The organism is Acinetobacter sp. WU_MDCI_Abxd143 (genome assembly GCF_025514195.1).
Lineage (GTDB): Bacteria > Pseudomonadota > Gammaproteobacteria > Pseudomonadales > Moraxellaceae > Acinetobacter > Acinetobacter pittii_H.
Genome location: NZ_JAHPTH010000002.1, coordinates 391,170 through 405,609, shown reverse-complemented (window position 1 = coordinate 405,609; position 14,440 = coordinate 391,170). Strand labels below are relative to the sequence as shown.

General features: G+C 40.2%; 12 protein-coding genes. 5 read left to right on the top strand and 7 right to left on the bottom strand.

Annotated features, from left to right (window positions below):
- Positions 1-18 precede the first annotated feature (18 nt).
- Positions 19-1,470, bottom strand: coding sequence for an aldehyde dehydrogenase (locus KTI79_RS06800; RefSeq protein ID WP_032054820.1), 1,452 nt, complete (start codon positions 1,468-1,470; stop codon positions 19-21).
- 37 nt (positions 1,471-1,507) lie between these two features.
- On the bottom strand, positions 1,508-2,347 hold the full coding sequence (locus KTI79_RS06795; protein ID WP_170825830.1) for a p-hydroxycinnamoyl CoA hydratase/lyase: 840 nt from the start codon (positions 2,345-2,347) through the stop codon (positions 1,508-1,510).
- Positions 2,348-2,595: 248 nt separating this feature from the next.
- On the opposite strand from KTI79_RS06795, the gene mhpT reads away from it, so the two are divergent.
- The 3 genes from mhpT (at position 2,596) to KTI79_RS06780 (ending at position 5,170) form a co-directional block, all read left to right on the top strand.
- Positions 2,596-3,828, top strand: a complete 1,233-nt coding sequence (gene mhpT / locus KTI79_RS06790) for a 3-(3-hydroxy-phenyl)propionate transporter MhpT (protein WP_017400394.1) — start codon at positions 2,596-2,598, stop codon at positions 3,826-3,828.
- A gap of 70 nt (positions 3,829-3,898) precedes the next feature.
- Entirely contained in the window at positions 3,899-4,354 is a 456-nt protein-coding gene (locus KTI79_RS06785) for a MarR family winged helix-turn-helix transcriptional regulator (protein ID WP_017386391.1), read from the top strand.
- Positions 4,355-4,477: 123 nt separating this feature from the next.
- Positions 4,478-5,170 (top strand): GntR family transcriptional regulator, encoded by a 693-nt coding sequence (locus KTI79_RS06780; RefSeq protein ID WP_005802836.1) that lies wholly within the window; start codon positions 4,478-4,480, stop codon positions 5,168-5,170.
- Positions 5,171-5,213: 43 nt separating this feature from the next.
- Here KTI79_RS06780 and KTI79_RS06775 read toward each other — a convergent pair whose 3' ends face one another.
- The 5 genes from KTI79_RS06775 to KTI79_RS06755 form a co-directional block, all read right to left on the bottom strand.
- The gene (locus KTI79_RS06775; protein WP_032054819.1) at positions 5,214-6,158 is read right to left on the bottom strand and encodes a PDR/VanB family oxidoreductase; all 945 of its coding nucleotides are present in this window, start codon (positions 6,156-6,158) and stop codon (positions 5,214-5,216) included.
- 12 nt (positions 6,159-6,170) lie between these two features.
- Positions 6,171-7,247, bottom strand: coding sequence for an aromatic ring-hydroxylating oxygenase subunit alpha (locus KTI79_RS06770; protein ID WP_032054818.1), 1,077 nt, complete (start codon positions 7,245-7,247; stop codon positions 6,171-6,173).
- A gap of 235 nt (positions 7,248-7,482) precedes the next feature.
- On the bottom strand, positions 7,483-8,670 hold the full coding sequence (locus KTI79_RS06765; protein ID WP_032054817.1) for an OprD family outer membrane porin: 1,188 nt from the start codon (positions 8,668-8,670) through the stop codon (positions 7,483-7,485).
- Between the two features lie 12 nt (positions 8,671-8,682).
- Positions 8,683-9,636: a formylglycine-generating enzyme family protein gene (locus KTI79_RS06760; protein ID WP_079284314.1), complete on the bottom strand. Its 954-nt coding sequence runs from the start codon at positions 9,634-9,636 to the stop codon at positions 8,683-8,685.
- A gap of 25 nt (positions 9,637-9,661) precedes the next feature.
- Positions 9,662-11,347: an arylsulfatase gene (locus KTI79_RS06755; protein WP_032054814.1), complete on the bottom strand. Its 1,686-nt coding sequence runs from the start codon at positions 11,345-11,347 to the stop codon at positions 9,662-9,664.
- A 373-nt stretch (positions 11,348-11,720) separates the two neighbouring features.
- Here KTI79_RS06755 and KTI79_RS06750 point away from each other — a divergent pair, with 373 nt between their 5' ends.
- On the top strand, positions 11,721-13,067 hold the full coding sequence (locus KTI79_RS06750) for an MFS transporter (protein ID WP_032054813.1): 1,347 nt from the start codon (positions 11,721-11,723) through the stop codon (positions 13,065-13,067).
- Positions 13,068-13,098: 31 nt separating this feature from the next.
- Positions 13,099-14,379: an OprD family outer membrane porin gene (locus tag KTI79_RS06745; protein ID WP_032054812.1), complete on the top strand. Its 1,281-nt coding sequence runs from the start codon at positions 13,099-13,101 to the stop codon at positions 14,377-14,379.
- The last annotated feature ends 61 nt before the right edge of the window (positions 14,380-14,440 follow it).

The window sequence follows — 14,440 nt, the reverse complement described above, 5'->3', positions numbered from 1 at the left end:
TTGTCCGCATTAGCCTGACTAAATCGGGTAATGACGTGATTGGGTTTGAATGGTAATCCAGCGTAGTTCGGTAAATTCGGCAACAGAGACTTTACTACCAAAACGTCCGTAACCACTCGATTTTGTTCCACCAAATGGCATTTGAGCTTCGTCATGTACGGTTGCACCGTTAATATGACAAATACCCGAATCAATCTGTTGAGCGACTTCTAATGCCTGCGAAATATTTTGGCTAAACACTGCTGAAGAAAGACCGAACTCGCTGTCATTTGCCAGTGCTACGCCTTCTTCAATGCTTGAAAAGCGTTGAACTGTGCATACAGGTCCAAATGATTCTTCACGGTAAAGCAGCATGTCAGGTTTAATATTGAGCACCAACGTCGGTTGCATGGTGGTGTCTTCAATATGGATGCCTAAAGGTAAGTCAGCCCCTTTGTTTTGGGCATCTTCCAGCAAATGTTGAATACGGTTTGCAGCACGGCGACTTTCTAAAACACCGAGTACAATATCTTTTGAGGTTGGATTACCTGCCTGAATAGAACGGGTTTTTTCAATCAGCTTTTCAATAAACTGGTCGGCAATTTTGTCTTGAACCAAAACACGTTCGGTCGACATACAAATTTGCCCCTGATTGAAAAACGCCCCGAAAGCGACTGCATTTACGGCTTCATTAATGTCAGCTTCATTTAAAACCACAACCGGTGCTTTACCACCCAATTCAAGTAAAACAGGTTTTAAATATTTAGCAGCAGTCTCGGCAATAATTTTGCCGACTTTGGTTGAACCGGTAAAATTAATGCGTTTCACGGCTGGATGAGACACTAAGCGCTCCACGATTTGTGGTGCATCTTCAGCGGCATGCGTAATCACATTGACCACACCTTCACCTAGTCCTGCTTCATGTAACACTTCACCAATTAAACGATGTGTTGCTGGACAAGCTTCAGATGCTTTTAATACAACGGTGTTACCACAAGCCAAAGGCATAGCAAGCGCACGTGTTGCCAAAATGATAGGTGCATTCCAAGGTGCAATGCCAACAATGACTCCGCAAGGAACTCGCACACCCATCGCAAGATTGCCCGGCACATCTGACGGAATCAGACTTCCGTCAATTTGTGTGGTCATGGCTGCGGCTTCACGTAATATGTTGGCAGCAAGATGAACGTTAAACCCATACCATGTCGCAGTTGAACCTGTTTCTTGCATTCCAGTTTCAATGAATTGCTCGGTTTTTTGGTCCATTAAATCGGCTGCTTTTAATAAGCGTAAACGGCGCTCAGTAGGCGAGAGTTTCGACCATACTTTAAAAGCTTGCTGTGCTGAATCGATTGCACGCTCAACATCTTCCAGTGTTGCAGCAGCAGCTTTAGTTGCTACCGTTCCATCAATTGGACTAATACGCTCAAAAGTTGCCTGATTTGATGCATCAACAGATTGACCGTGAATAAGTAACTGTACATTTTGCATGGGTTGCGTCCTTACATTGCCATTAAAGAATCAAAAGTTAACCAGTACGTTTATAACTCTGTAAACCCGGTTTAATTGATTTTTCATCTAAAAATTGTTTCAAACCTTCTTGGCGACCGTTTTCTGTATCACGGTGGATACATTGATCAAGCTTGGCATATAAGTAGTCTTCGTTTTGGTCCCAAGTGAGTTCACGGCAACGCTTAAAGCCATTTTTAGCGGTACGAAGAACTACTGGGTTTTTCTCAAGTAAGCAATTTGCAAGTTCAGTCACTTCTGCTTTTAATTGGGCAAGTGGTACGCTTTTATTCACAAGGCCCATGGTTTCAGCTTCTTTACCACTAAAGGTTTTACCCGTCATGATGTAGTACAAAGATGCACGATGACCTACGGTATCTGCCATTGCTTTACTTACAAGGTTGCCCGGTGGGATACCCCAGTTAATTTCAGATAAACCGAAAGTTGCTTCATCTGCTGCAATTGCGAGGTCACAAGCCACTAAAGGTGAGAAACCGCCTCCAAAGCACCAGCCGTTGACCATAGCAATGGTTGGTTTTGAATACATACGAAGAAGTTGCCACTGCCAGCGACATGAGTCGCGGCGAATACGTTCTTGGAAAATTTCAGGCTGAGTGTCGACTTCACGGAAATATTCCTTCAAATCCATACCCGCTGTCCAAGAGTCACCAGCACCCGTCAAAACTAAAACACGCGCATCTTGATCAAGCTCAAGAGTTTCGAGCACATCAATCATTTCGCGATTGAGTGTTGGGCTCATGGCATTTTTCTTTTCTGGGCGGTTTAGGGTGACCCATGCAATTCCTTCTTCAACTTTAACATCTACTGTTTCCCAGCGGTTTTCATAACTCATCTTCATACTCCTTGAATGATTTTTTGCTGTTCTGGGATTTAATATAATATCAGTTAAACTTACATTCAAGTCTTTTTTATAAAATTTCATAAATATTTTTTAATTCATTGTATTTTAAATATTAATTATTTTTTTAATTAATTTAATATAAAAATATGTTGATTTTTTAGTAAGTTTAACTGATATTTTTGGTGTGTTTAAACAACAATACACAAAGGGCTAAATGGAACGACTAGTCAATAAAGGACAACACAATGGAAAAAATATCAGGACAGCCTTCAAGGGCAAAAATCACGTTGCTACTGTGCTTTGCTATAGCAATTTTTGAAGGGTTTGATCTTCAATCAATGGGGGTAGCCGCTCCACGAATGCGGGCTGAGTTTATGTTAGACAATGCGCAGATGGCGTGGGCATTTAGTGCTGCAATTTTAGGGACGTTACCAGGTGCGATATTAGGCGGTCGGTTTGCCGATATCGTCGGGCGTAAGAAAATTCTAATTTTTAGTATTTTACTTTTTGGAATTATGTCTTTGCTAACGGCTTATGCTGCTAATTTTAGTTTGCTCTTACTCATTCGTTTTTGTACAGGTTTAGGAATGGGAGGGGCATTACCAATGATGATTACACTTGCCTCTGAAGCTGTACCTGACCAGCACAAAGGTACTGCTGTCAGCATCATGTATAGCGGCATTCCTTTTGGCGGATTACTCACTTCTGTGGTTGCTATGTCGTTGGCAGGCGATGCAGAGTGGCGTCATATTTTCTATATTGGTGGGATTGCTCCTATTTTACTCATTCCACTGATTATGCGCTTTTTACCTGAGTCAAATGATTACCTGCAACGTAAAGTTCAAGCGCAAAAAACGACGCCATTTTTGGAAGTTTTATTTGCGAAAGAGCGTCGTATGTCGACGATTCAGCTTTGGGTCAGTTTTTTCTGCACATTAGTCGTGTTGTACTTCTTATTGAACTGGTTGCCGTTACTGATGGGCGCGCAAGGCTTATCTAAACTTCAGGCAAACTATGTGCAGATGGGTTACAACGTTGGCGGAATTTTAGGTTCAATCCTCATGGGTGTATTGCTTGATAAATTACGTATGAGCTTTGTGATTAAATTAATTTATCTCGGCATTTTATTTTCGCTGTGCTGTTTAGCAATTTCTCCGACAGTGGCTTTACTTGCACTTTCGGCAGTGGGTTGTGGCCTATTCATTGTGGGAGGACAATCGGCGCTGTATGGTCTGGCTGCTATGTATTATCCAACTGAAATGCGTGGAACAGGAGTAGGTTCAGCGGTTGCAATTGGACGTATTGGTTCGTTTGCAGGGCCTTTAATGGCTGGTTTTTTACTCTCGCTTGGACAAAGCTCGACCATTGTGATTGGTTCAAGTATTCCAGTGATTTTAATTGCAGCGATCTCTGCATTACTTCTTGTCAAAAAACCTAAACAGCCTGTACATTTAGTACAAAGCTCAGGTGCTCGCTAAGTTTTAACGAAAGTATGAGGTTAGAACCTCATACTTTCACTACAGATTTTCTTATGATGAATGAAAGGTTATGGTACGTTCGAATTTAGTTCCAAAAAAAGTAGAAGATGAGCCTAAGTTAAGTTATATGATTGCTCGTGTTGACCGAATTATTAGTAAACATTTAACAGAACATTTAAAAGAGCTTGAAATTACCTTGCCGCAATTTACTGCACTTTCTGTTTTAGCTTCAAAAAGTAATTTATCCAATGCCAAGCTTGCTGAGCGCTCTTTCATTAAGCCGCAATCTGCCAACAAAATTTTGCAAGATTTACTGGTGAATGGCTGGATTGAGAAAAAACCTGACCCAACACATGGCCGCCGTATTTTAATTACACTGACAGACAGTGGTATTGATAAGCTAAATAAATGTAATGAAGTGGTTTTGAAAGTTGAAGAAAAAATGCTTGAAGGCATTGATATTAACTTGGCTTATTTAATCCGTAATAACCTCGATATTATGGTCAATAATCTTAAAAATCTTTAATTGAATGTGGTTTGTAAATTAATTTATTAAAATCTACAGAAATGCTTAAGCACTGATTCACACAGAAAATTTATTTCATTTTACAAATGAACTTGCTAGCATCGAAGAGACGTTTTTGGTGATGTGTGGCAGCGAATGTCTTCAGGACAACAAGTTTTACTTAAACTAAGAAAAATGATTATTTCAGGGGAACTTGAAGGCGGTGCCAGAATTGCCGAAATTCCGACTGCCGAGTTACTTGGTGTTTCAAGGCAGCCTGTTCGTATTGCTTTTAGGTTGCTCGAGCAAGAAGGTCTCCTCATTAAAAACCCAACTCGTGGTTACACGGTTCGTGAAATTTCAGAACAACTGGTTCATGATGCGCTCGAGGTACGCGGTGTGCTGGAAGGATTAGCTGCGAAAACTTTGGCAGAACAAGGCTTAAGCGAAGAGCAGAAAAAGACACTGCAACATTGTATTCAAGAAACTGAAAAACTATTTAATGAAACAGACGAGTTTGGTGATGCTGAATTAGAACGTTATCACCATTTTAATGTCATTTTTCATGACACGATTATTGAAGGCGCACAAAACGTCGCACTTATACAAGCCTTAGCAAAAAACAATCAATTGCCGATGGCTTCTGCTCAAGCCATTACCTATGACCAGAACCAAGCTTTGTCTGAATATCGCCGTTTGCACTATGCACATTTACAGCATTGTTCGATTTTTGATGCATTGGTACATCGTCAGGCAGGGCGTGCTGAAACTTTAATGCGTGAGCACAGTAGTGTGGTGATTTTGGGTGAAACGCTAAGAAATGTTCTCAGCGCTTAAGGTGAAAGAAGTTCCTTTATTTCTAAATAAAGGAACTTAAGTATTAAAGCTCAATCACAAGATTTTTAGTTTTTGCACGAGAACAGCAGGGCGTAAACTGGTTATTTAGTGCATGTTCCTCATCGGTCATAAACATATCTCGATGATCTGGAGTGCCTTCTACAACGCGTGTAATACACGTGCCACAAATACCTTGTTCACACGAAACAGGAATATCAAAACCATTTGCAATTAATGCTTCAGTAGCAGTCTGCTCTGGTAACACTTCAATTCGGCGGCCCGTACCTTTCACTTCAATCGTGAAAGCTTCATCGTTGGATGTATCTATCTTTTGAGCAACAAAATGCTCTTGATGTAACTGTTCGCTATGCCAACCCGCTTGTTCGGCCGAGCTCATGACAAACTGCATAAACCCTGTAGGTCCACATACATATAAGTGTTTATCAGGTGAAGATTGGCCTAAAACCTCAGCCATATTACATTCGGTATCTGGCTGATCTTGAATATGAAAATGAACTTGGTCACCAAAGTGCTCGGTTAAATTGCCATAGAAGGCAATCATTTCATGACTACGAACGAAGTAATGTAATTCAAAAGGAATATTGGCCGACTTATGCCGATACGCCATCGACAAAATAGGGGTAATACCGATACCACCCGCAAATAAAACCGCTTGTTTGGTTTGAGGATGAATTTCAAATAAATTACGCGGCTCACCAATTTTTAAATGATCGCCTTCACGATATTCGGTGTGGATGCAACGTGAGCCACCGCGTGAATTGGCATCATGTAAAACACCAATGACATAGCGATGCTTTTCAGTGCAGCAGTTTGAAAGTGAATATTGACGGGTGAGGCCGTTTTTTAGGTGCACATCAATATGCGCACCTGCTTCAAAACTCGGTAGCTCTGTACCATTTGCTGCAACCAATTCAAACGCACGGATGGTCGGGGTAAGCTGGTGAATTTTTTGAATAATAACGTCCATGTTCATGCTCCTTTAAATAATCCGAATGTTTGGAAACTTTTGTGCGGACGTTTCGGGAGGTGTTTTATTTTCTTCGGCAAGTAGTCGCTCAATCACCTTGCGGGACTGGACACCGCCTGCGTCGATATTGAGCATCAGTAACTTGCGATGTGGATTGTTTAAAATGTTTTGCTGCTGTTGCTCCAGCATTTCTAAATCTTCAGTAAAGATTTTGCCTTGGCCTTCACGAATTTGATCGGTGAGTTCAGCATTATCTGGCTGGAAGTTACGCGCCATTCCCCAGAAATACCAGTGTGAGGTTTCAGTTTCTGGTGTAATAAAATCAACCACAATTGAGGAAACTTTTTTGTCACTTGGTGCGTGATAACCACCATGTCCAGCATGTGCTACACCTACTTCAATATGCACATTGCTTGGCGCAAAGAAGTGACAACGTTGCCAACGGTCAACAGGTACATCATCTGCTAAGTGGTTACCACGAAGCGCCATTTGCCAAAATGGAGGTGCGATCACATTTTCCATATAGCGTTCGGTAATCACATGGTCACCATCAACTTTAGTGACTGGTAATGATTCATCAATCTCTTTTTGCCCAATACTGCTTGAGTGAACATAGGTCTCGTGGGTTAAATCCATCAGGTTGTCGACCATCAGGCGATAGTCACACTGAATGTGAAACAGGCCTCCGCCATAGCTCCATTCAGGATGATCTGCCCATTCTAAAGTTGGCAGTTTTGCTTCATCTGCTAAAGCTTTCTCGCCTGGCCATACCCAAATAAAGCCGAATTTTTCGACAACTGCATATGCTTTGTTGCAAGGGAAACCATTTACACGTTGGGCTGGCATTGAAACAGTCTTTCCGTCACAGCCCATAACTAAGCCATGATATCCACAGACAAGGTTGCCATCTTCTACATAGCCAAGTGAAAGTGGGGCGCCGCGATGTGGGCAAAAATCTTCAACGGCTGCAACTTGGTTTTCTTTACCACGATAAAAAACGATTTTTTCACCACAGATGGTGCGACCTAATGGTTTGTCTTGGATTTCTTCTGGGCGGCAGGCAACATACCAAGCATTTTTAATAAACATTGTGACGACTCCTTATCACTTATTGGATCCAATTTATAATAAATAAAAATATTGGTCAATTGATAAGCAGTATATTTTTTAAAAAATATTGATCTTTTGATTTGGTTGTTTTTGTATATTTTTAATTGCTATTAAAGACTTTTGTGATTACTTTGAATTTTAGAGGCTAAATTTTTATTCATCTTAATTTGGATCCATAATGGCTGTGGTTATAGCCATTATGGCGTGTGAAAATTTAGAAATTAACCGTGTAGTGAAGCATCATGCGCTGTTCATCCAAACTTTTACCGTGTTTGGTGTCGTAATTTATATTTAAGAAAAGAAACTTAAGATTTTTAACCCAAGCATTTAGGTCGTATTGAATCAACACGTCACTTTCTTGCTCGAAATCATTTTGGTTCATGGTCTGAAATGAATCGCCATAAATGTATTTATAGGTGATTTTTAAACCCTTGATATAGTCTTTAAAGTCATACGAGGCAACGAAATGATAAGACTTTTCATCTGCTTTGGTAAACGCGCCTAAGGTCCAGTTCACCATATGGGGGATCGGCATATTGTCGAGTTTTGGAATACCATCTTTGCCAAAGTTTTCTTGGTAGCCAATTCCAGTTGTAAAGTTGCCATGTTTGATAAAATGCATAGCGCCTACAGATGTATTGTCATATTCTCCAAGTTTTGATTTGCCGACATCATCATGGCGAAACACACGTAATTTTGTGGTGTGCTGCTTTGTCCATTGATAATCAAAAGCTAAGTAACTTTGATTGATGAGGTCAGTTAAATAGCCATTATAAAATTTCCAATGATATCTAGGCGTTTTGCCATCCCATTGAAAGAAATAGAGTCCGTCAGATTCATGTTTTGAAATGGCTAGTTTGTGGTAGTCCTCCTCATTTTTTGGTGAATAACGGTTAATCAAACCCAGCTCGAAATTTTGTTGCGACGTCTTATATTTTAATTCCAAGCCTTTATAGTTCACCCGTAATTGATGTGTATCCACTTGTGGTGTAAGTGGTGAATCGGGAGTGATTTCACCTACATTCATGCGAAAGTTTTGATATTCAACTCCAGCACCTAATCCATATTTAACTTGGTCTTGCGCTTGTTTCTTGGTGTTAGGGTTAAAGGGTATGACCATATCATTGGTGTGTTGGTCGTTACTTAGGCGATAGGCATATTGGATGCTTGGATTGAGGTGTAGTTGAACCTCATTAAGTTTGGTTGACCAGTCGCCACTATAAATTAAGCCTTGGCTCAAGCTATGAGTATCGGGGCTAATGCCATTTTCATATTGTCTGTCGAAGTTAAATGTTTTGAGTGTGAGTGTATTTTGAAAATTAACATCTGCTTCACTATGAGCTAAACAGCAGGCAAGGGGTATCCCTGAGAAGAAAATCCCATAAATAAAAATATGCTTCATTTTTAAATCCGTTTAAAAGCGTTTTACTGTTCTAAATCCGACATGGCTAGTTGCAAGGTCGAGTTCCTGTGGATGCCTCGCGGCAGCACGATAACGCGCGCAATAGTTGGTAGCGCATAAATAAGACCCACCTTTAATCGTGTATTGCAAAATCTGTTCGTGACTTTGCCGATATTTCGATGGATCTCCCATATGATGATCTCTTGGTCCTGTGTAGGGTGTTTGTGTCCATTCCCATACATTGCCAATCAAGTCATATAGCCCAAATGGGTTTTTGCTAAAACAACCAACAGGGGCCACATCCTTAAAACCATCTTCCTGAATGTTTTTATAAGGAAATTCGCCTTGCCAGAAATTGGCTACAATATGGCCTTCGTGGGTCGGGCCAATATCGGAATTTTGCTGAAAACCTTTGGCTGCATATTCCCACTCAAGCTCAGTCGGTAAGTCATGACCTAGCCAGTTTGCATAAGCGTAGGCATCATTCCATGTCACCATACGAACAGGCTCATGAGGTGCGGGTTGTTTAGAGTTGTTTGGGCCCCATGGATGTTTCCAATTGGCCCCTTTTTCGAATTTCCACCATTGTAATTCTTCAACTGGATGATCTGGTTGTATAAACATAGCTGCGCCGCCTTGCTTCTCTGCATCGGTGACATAACCCGTTTCTTTAACAAACTCTTGAAATTGAGCATTGGTGACTTCAGTTGCATCAATTAAAAAAGCGGGAACTGAAGTTGCCTGTAAGTTTAATGGGCGTTCATCTTCATAACCTTGTGTGGTGCCTAAAACAATTTTTCCTTGAGGAAGTTTGACCATGCCGGCTTCTTTATTTTTAGGCCAACCCGAAGGGAGGCCAGAATAAGAAGAACATTTAGCTTGAGTACCTAAGTCGGGCAAGGTGGTTTGTTTAAGTTGATGTGTGGTTTTTTGGCACGCACAAAGTAAGAGGAACGACGAAAGCATCATGATCTGTTTCATCTGGTTTTCTCTACTTTTTATTGTATTGCTCAAAATCCACAACACCATTTTCATCGGCATATCTTAAATATTTATCATTTAAGACTTTGACGATCTCAGGATGGGCTGCATAAACATTATGTTGCTCATTAAAATCTGTTTTTAAATTGTAGAGTTCCCAACCGTGGCTTTTAAATTTAGAAGGTGAGTTTTCAATGAGTTTCCATTCGTCAGTTTTGGCGTAGCGGCTGCCATGTAATTCTTTGAAGTCATAATAATTGACTGGCCGAATGCGGGCATTATTATTTTTAAAAGCAGGAATTAGACTAAAACCAGATGGTTTAATTTTGGTGCTTGAAGTTGGATAAACCTGACTATTTTGAATACCAGCTAGCTCCATCACAGTTGGGAATATATCTCTGACTGTCGCAAAGTTATTATTAATTCCACGTTGTTTAGAAATCTGAACAGGCGATTTAACAATAAAAGGAACTCGTACTCCACCTTCTGAAGCGGCTGACTTCCAGTGGGTAAATGGAGTGCTGCTCACTTCGGCCCAGCGTGGTCCCATGTAAACATATGAGCTGGCATTGCCTATATTTTCATAGCGATTGTCGGCATCACCCATTGGGAAATTATGATCACCACCTTCAGCGCCGTTATCTGACATAAACACAATAAAAGTATTGTCATATAAATGATGCTTTTTAAGATATTGAATGACATCACCCACGCGGTCGTCTAACTGGGTAACCATGCCCGCATAAACTTCCATTTTACGCGCTTCATATTTGCGCTCTTGTGGGGTGAGTTCATTCCAGCTTTTGGTCCCTAAAGCTTGATTGCCACGCTCGACTGGATATTCTGCATTTGCAGGAATTAATCCTAATTTCTTTTGTCTAAGAAAGCGTTGTTTGCGAATTGCATCATAGCCTTGATCATATTTACCTTTATATAAGTCTCTATAATGAGCGGGTGCTTGTAGTGGCCAGTGTGGAGCGGTATAGGCGAGGTAGGCAAAAAATGGTTTTTGCGCTTTATTTTTGTCTAAGTACTCAAACGCTTTTTGTGTAAAAAAGTCGGTCGAGTAGTAGTTGTCAGGCAAAGTAGTCTTTTGACCATTTTCTGTGTATTGAGTATTGCGCGGATAGTTTTTAGGTTGGTCTTTAAAATGTAAATCGAAGCCATCGAGCAGAGCAAAAGATTGATCGAAACCACGGGCTCTAGGGTTTTGGTCGGGAGCATAGCCTAAGTGCCATTTACCGACCATGAAAGTGTAATAATCTTTTGTCTTTAAAATTTCTGCGAGTGTATACGCATTTTGCGTTAAGTGACCTGAATATCCATCAATTTTGAGGAGTGCGCGTGGGCTATCGGCGCCAACCAATTTTTCTTGTCGTTTTGAAGTTTCATACATCGCACCTAAACCTACCAAGTGGTTATCTGCACCTGTCATAAGTTGCGCACGAGTGGGTGAGCACATTGATGAAGCATGAAAATTAAAAAGCATTTTTCCTTGCTTTAACAGGCTATCAATATGAGGAGTTTTAATTTCGCCACCATAAGCACCAATATCTGAAAATCCAAGATCATCGGCCAAAATAATCATGATATTAGGTGGTTGTTGATTTTTTGGAGGTGCTGCTTGCGCTGTGTAAAACAAGTGGCTGGCAAAAAAAAGTCCCAATGTAAGCTGGCTTACTCTTTTGAGTTTCATAACAACAATCCTTTGAAGTTTTAAAAATGCATCTTGCATTCCATAAAAATGAACTGAGCTTTTTTGGCTAAAAAATGCTCTGGAATCGATCATAATAGATTTTTTAATATGGATCCATAAAAATATTAAAGCATTCTAATTTTATGTTTTTAATAATTTTATACTTATATAATTTATGTGTTTATAGAGTTTTTGATAATACGTTTATAATTTTAGTTGATTTTTTGGATCCAAATATTCAGTATAGAAAAAGAGCAGGATGCTCCAAAACAAATATTCCTCTAGGTCATTATGGATACGGATATGCATAACCACCCAATCGCTCTTATCGGCAATGTCGTGTGTATCTCTTATCCACATTGGAGATACACAAATGGAAAGAGACGTTTTAAGTGAGATCAATCAAAACAACATGAGCCGCTATCAATGGTTCATCATTTTGATCTGTATTTGTCTCAATATTATTGATGGCTTTGACGTGATGGTAATGGCATTTACCGCGCCATCGGTGTCAGCAGAATGGTCACTTTCAGGCGCACAAATTGGTTTGTTGTTAAGTGCAGGTCTTTTTGGGATGGCTGCCGGTTCCATTTTTCTTGCACCTTTAGCCGATAAAATCGGTCGCCGTTTACTCATCTTAGTTTGTCTTGTAATTGCAGGTCTGAGCATGTTGGGCTGTGCTTTTGTACAAAGTCACGGCATGTTAGCAGCACTTCGGTTTATTACTGGAATTGGGGTGGGTGGCATCCTTGCGAGTAGTAATGTACTGGCAAGTGAATATGCCAACGCTCGTTGGCGTAGTCTCGCAGTGAGCTTAATGTCTACAGGTTATGGAATTGGCGCGACACTTGGCGGAGTACTATCACTGGCATTGATTGAGCATTTAGGTTGGCGCTCAATCTTTTTAGCAGGTGGAGTTACTACCATTGCAATGCTGCTGATCAGTGCGTGGTTACTACCGGAGTCTTTAGATTACTTACTCGCGAAACGACCAAAACAGGCACTAGAACGAATTAATGCAACTGTAAATCGTATGGGGCTAAACAAATTACCAGTTATGCCACGTTATGAAAAAATCAACACGCAAAATGGTAGTGAACTGGGCAAGTTATTTGCTGGACAACTTGGATTTCAAACACTTTGTTTATGGTTTGCATTCTTTTTAGTGATGTTTGGCTTTTACTTCGTGATGAGCTGGACACCAAAAATTCTTATTTCAATGGGGATGTCACCAGAGCAAGGCGTAAGTACCGGCATTTTAATTAGTATTGGCGGGATTTTCGGGGCAGCCATTATCGGTTTATTGGCATCACGTATGAAAATCTTCTATGCCTTAAGCCTGTTTTTAGGACTAACGTCTGCATGTGTTTTCCTATTTGTTGCCGTTTCATCTCAAGTCAGCATTGCACTCATGGTGGGTTTATTACTTGGCACACTTATTAATGGCTGTGTAGCAGGTTTATATTCGATTTCTCCAACAATTTACGATGCCGAAATTCGTAGTCGTGGCGTGGGGTATGCAATTGGTTTTGGAAGAATTGGGGCAATTTTATCGCCAACGGTCGCAGGCATTTTTCTGGATAAAGGTATAGCACCCGCAACGCTATATGCTTATTACGGTGTGGTGTTTATTTTGGCTATTTTCCTGATTTTAAGTTTGGGTAGTGCTTTTTACCGAAGTAAGAAAGAGCAAAACTACTCTCTTAAAACAGCACCTTAATCCATTAAAAATTAAATAGTTGAGATAAAAAATGAAAAAGACACCATTATGGGTGGGGGTATGCTTGTGCCCATTATTTAGTCAAGTTGTGCATGCCGAGTTTATTGCAGACAGTAAAGCTGAGCTGACACTGCGTAATTTTTACTTCGACCGAGACTATAAAAAAGATCCATATCCCTATACAGCAGCCAGAGATTGGGCGCAGGGTTTAATTTTTAAAGGACAGTCTGGTTATACCGAAGGGACAGTTGGGTTTGGTGTCGATGTATTGGCAATGGCAGGTTTTAACTTGATGGGAAGCCGTGCTGATGACTATGCACGTAGTGGCTTACTTCCAGTGAATACCGATAACTCGCGTGATGATTATTATGGAAAAATAGGCATTACTGGGAAGGCTAAATTTAGAAAAAATGAGCTTTTTGTGGGGGACTTGGTTCCGCAGTTACCAACCATATTTTCATCTCCAGCGCGTTTGTTCCCTCAGACTTATCGTGGTATTCGCTTTGTTTCAAATGAAATTCCAAATCTTCAACTTGAAGGGTTTTACGTCGACGAAGTACATCAACGTGATTCGATTCGTTATACCGATGTTGGAACAGACAATATCAACCATCGTTTTAACAAAGCGGCAACTACCGATTCTTTTTATACATTAGGTGGAAGCTATCAGTTAAAGGATTACCGTTTGCGTGCTTATCATGCTGAACTGAAAGACATTTACCAGCAACAATTTTTAGGTTTTAACGGCAAACAACCTTTAAATGATCAGCTTAACTTTTTAAGTGATGTGCGGTTTTTTAATAGTGAAGAAACTGGAAGTAAAAAAATAGGAGAGGTCGATAACCGACATATTAGTGGCTTATTTGGCTTGAACTATCAAAACCATACAGTTTCTTTGGGCTACATGCAGTCATTTGGCTCGACCGGTTTACCATTTTTGTCGGGAACTGAAAGTCCAGTCGTACTTGATTTTATGAGTTCGGACTATTCAAATAAAGAAGAAAAAGTCTATTCGATTCGTTATGAATATGACTTTAAAAATGCGCGGGTAGGTGATGTTTCATTAAACGGACTGCGTTTTATGACTCGCTACGCAAAAGGTGAAGACATTGATTTATTGCAATATGGCGATCAGCGTTTTAAAGAAGAGTCGATGGAATTTGATTTAGGCTATAAAATTCCTGAAGGTAAATTAAAAGGTTTGGGAGTGCGAGCTCGTTTTTCTCACTATCGCAACGATATGCCAAGTAATATGACATTTCATTCGACAAATGAAACGCGGTTAAATGTCGATTACACCTTTAAATTTTAATGTTCAATATTTATTAAATTAAAGACCAGTTAAAACATTGTGAGCAGCAATGTTTTAACTT

Bases quoted from the DNA above. Each gene is read 5' to 3' on its own strand.
- KTI79_RS06765 (WP_032054817.1), bottom strand. From the start codon at position 8,670: ATGAAGCATATTTTTATTTATGGGATTTTCTTCTCAGGGATACCCCTT.
- KTI79_RS06750 (WP_032054813.1), top strand. From the start codon at position 11,721: ATGGAAAGAGACGTTTTAAGTGAGATCAATCAAAACAACATGAGCCGC.
- KTI79_RS06770 (WP_032054818.1), bottom strand. From the start codon at position 7,247: ATGTTTATTAAAAATGCTTGGTATGTTGCCTGCCGCCCAGAAGAAATC.
- KTI79_RS06755 (WP_032054814.1), bottom strand. From the start codon at position 11,347: ATGAAACTCAAAAGAGTAAGCCAGCTTACATTGGGACTTTTTTTTGCC.
- KTI79_RS06800 (WP_032054820.1), bottom strand. From the start codon at position 1,470: ATGCAAAATGTACAGTTACTTATTCACGGTCAATCTGTTGATGCATCA.
- KTI79_RS06745 (WP_032054812.1), top strand. From the start codon at position 13,099: ATGAAAAAGACACCATTATGGGTGGGGGTATGCTTGTGCCCATTATTT.
- KTI79_RS06795 (WP_170825830.1), bottom strand. From the start codon at position 2,347: ATGAAGATGAGTTATGAAAACCGCTGGGAAACAGTAGATGTTAAAGTT.
- KTI79_RS06775 (WP_032054819.1), bottom strand. From the start codon at position 6,158: ATGGACGTTATTATTCAAAAAATTCACCAGCTTACCCCGACCATCCGT.
- KTI79_RS06760 (WP_079284314.1), bottom strand. From the start codon at position 9,636: ATGCTTTCGTCGTTCCTCTTACTTTGTGCGTGCCAAAAAACCACACAT.
- KTI79_RS06785 (WP_017386391.1), top strand. From the start codon at position 3,899: ATGGTACGTTCGAATTTAGTTCCAAAAAAAGTAGAAGATGAGCCTAAG.
- mhpT (WP_017400394.1), top strand. From the start codon at position 2,596: ATGGAAAAAATATCAGGACAGCCTTCAAGGGCAAAAATCACGTTGCTA.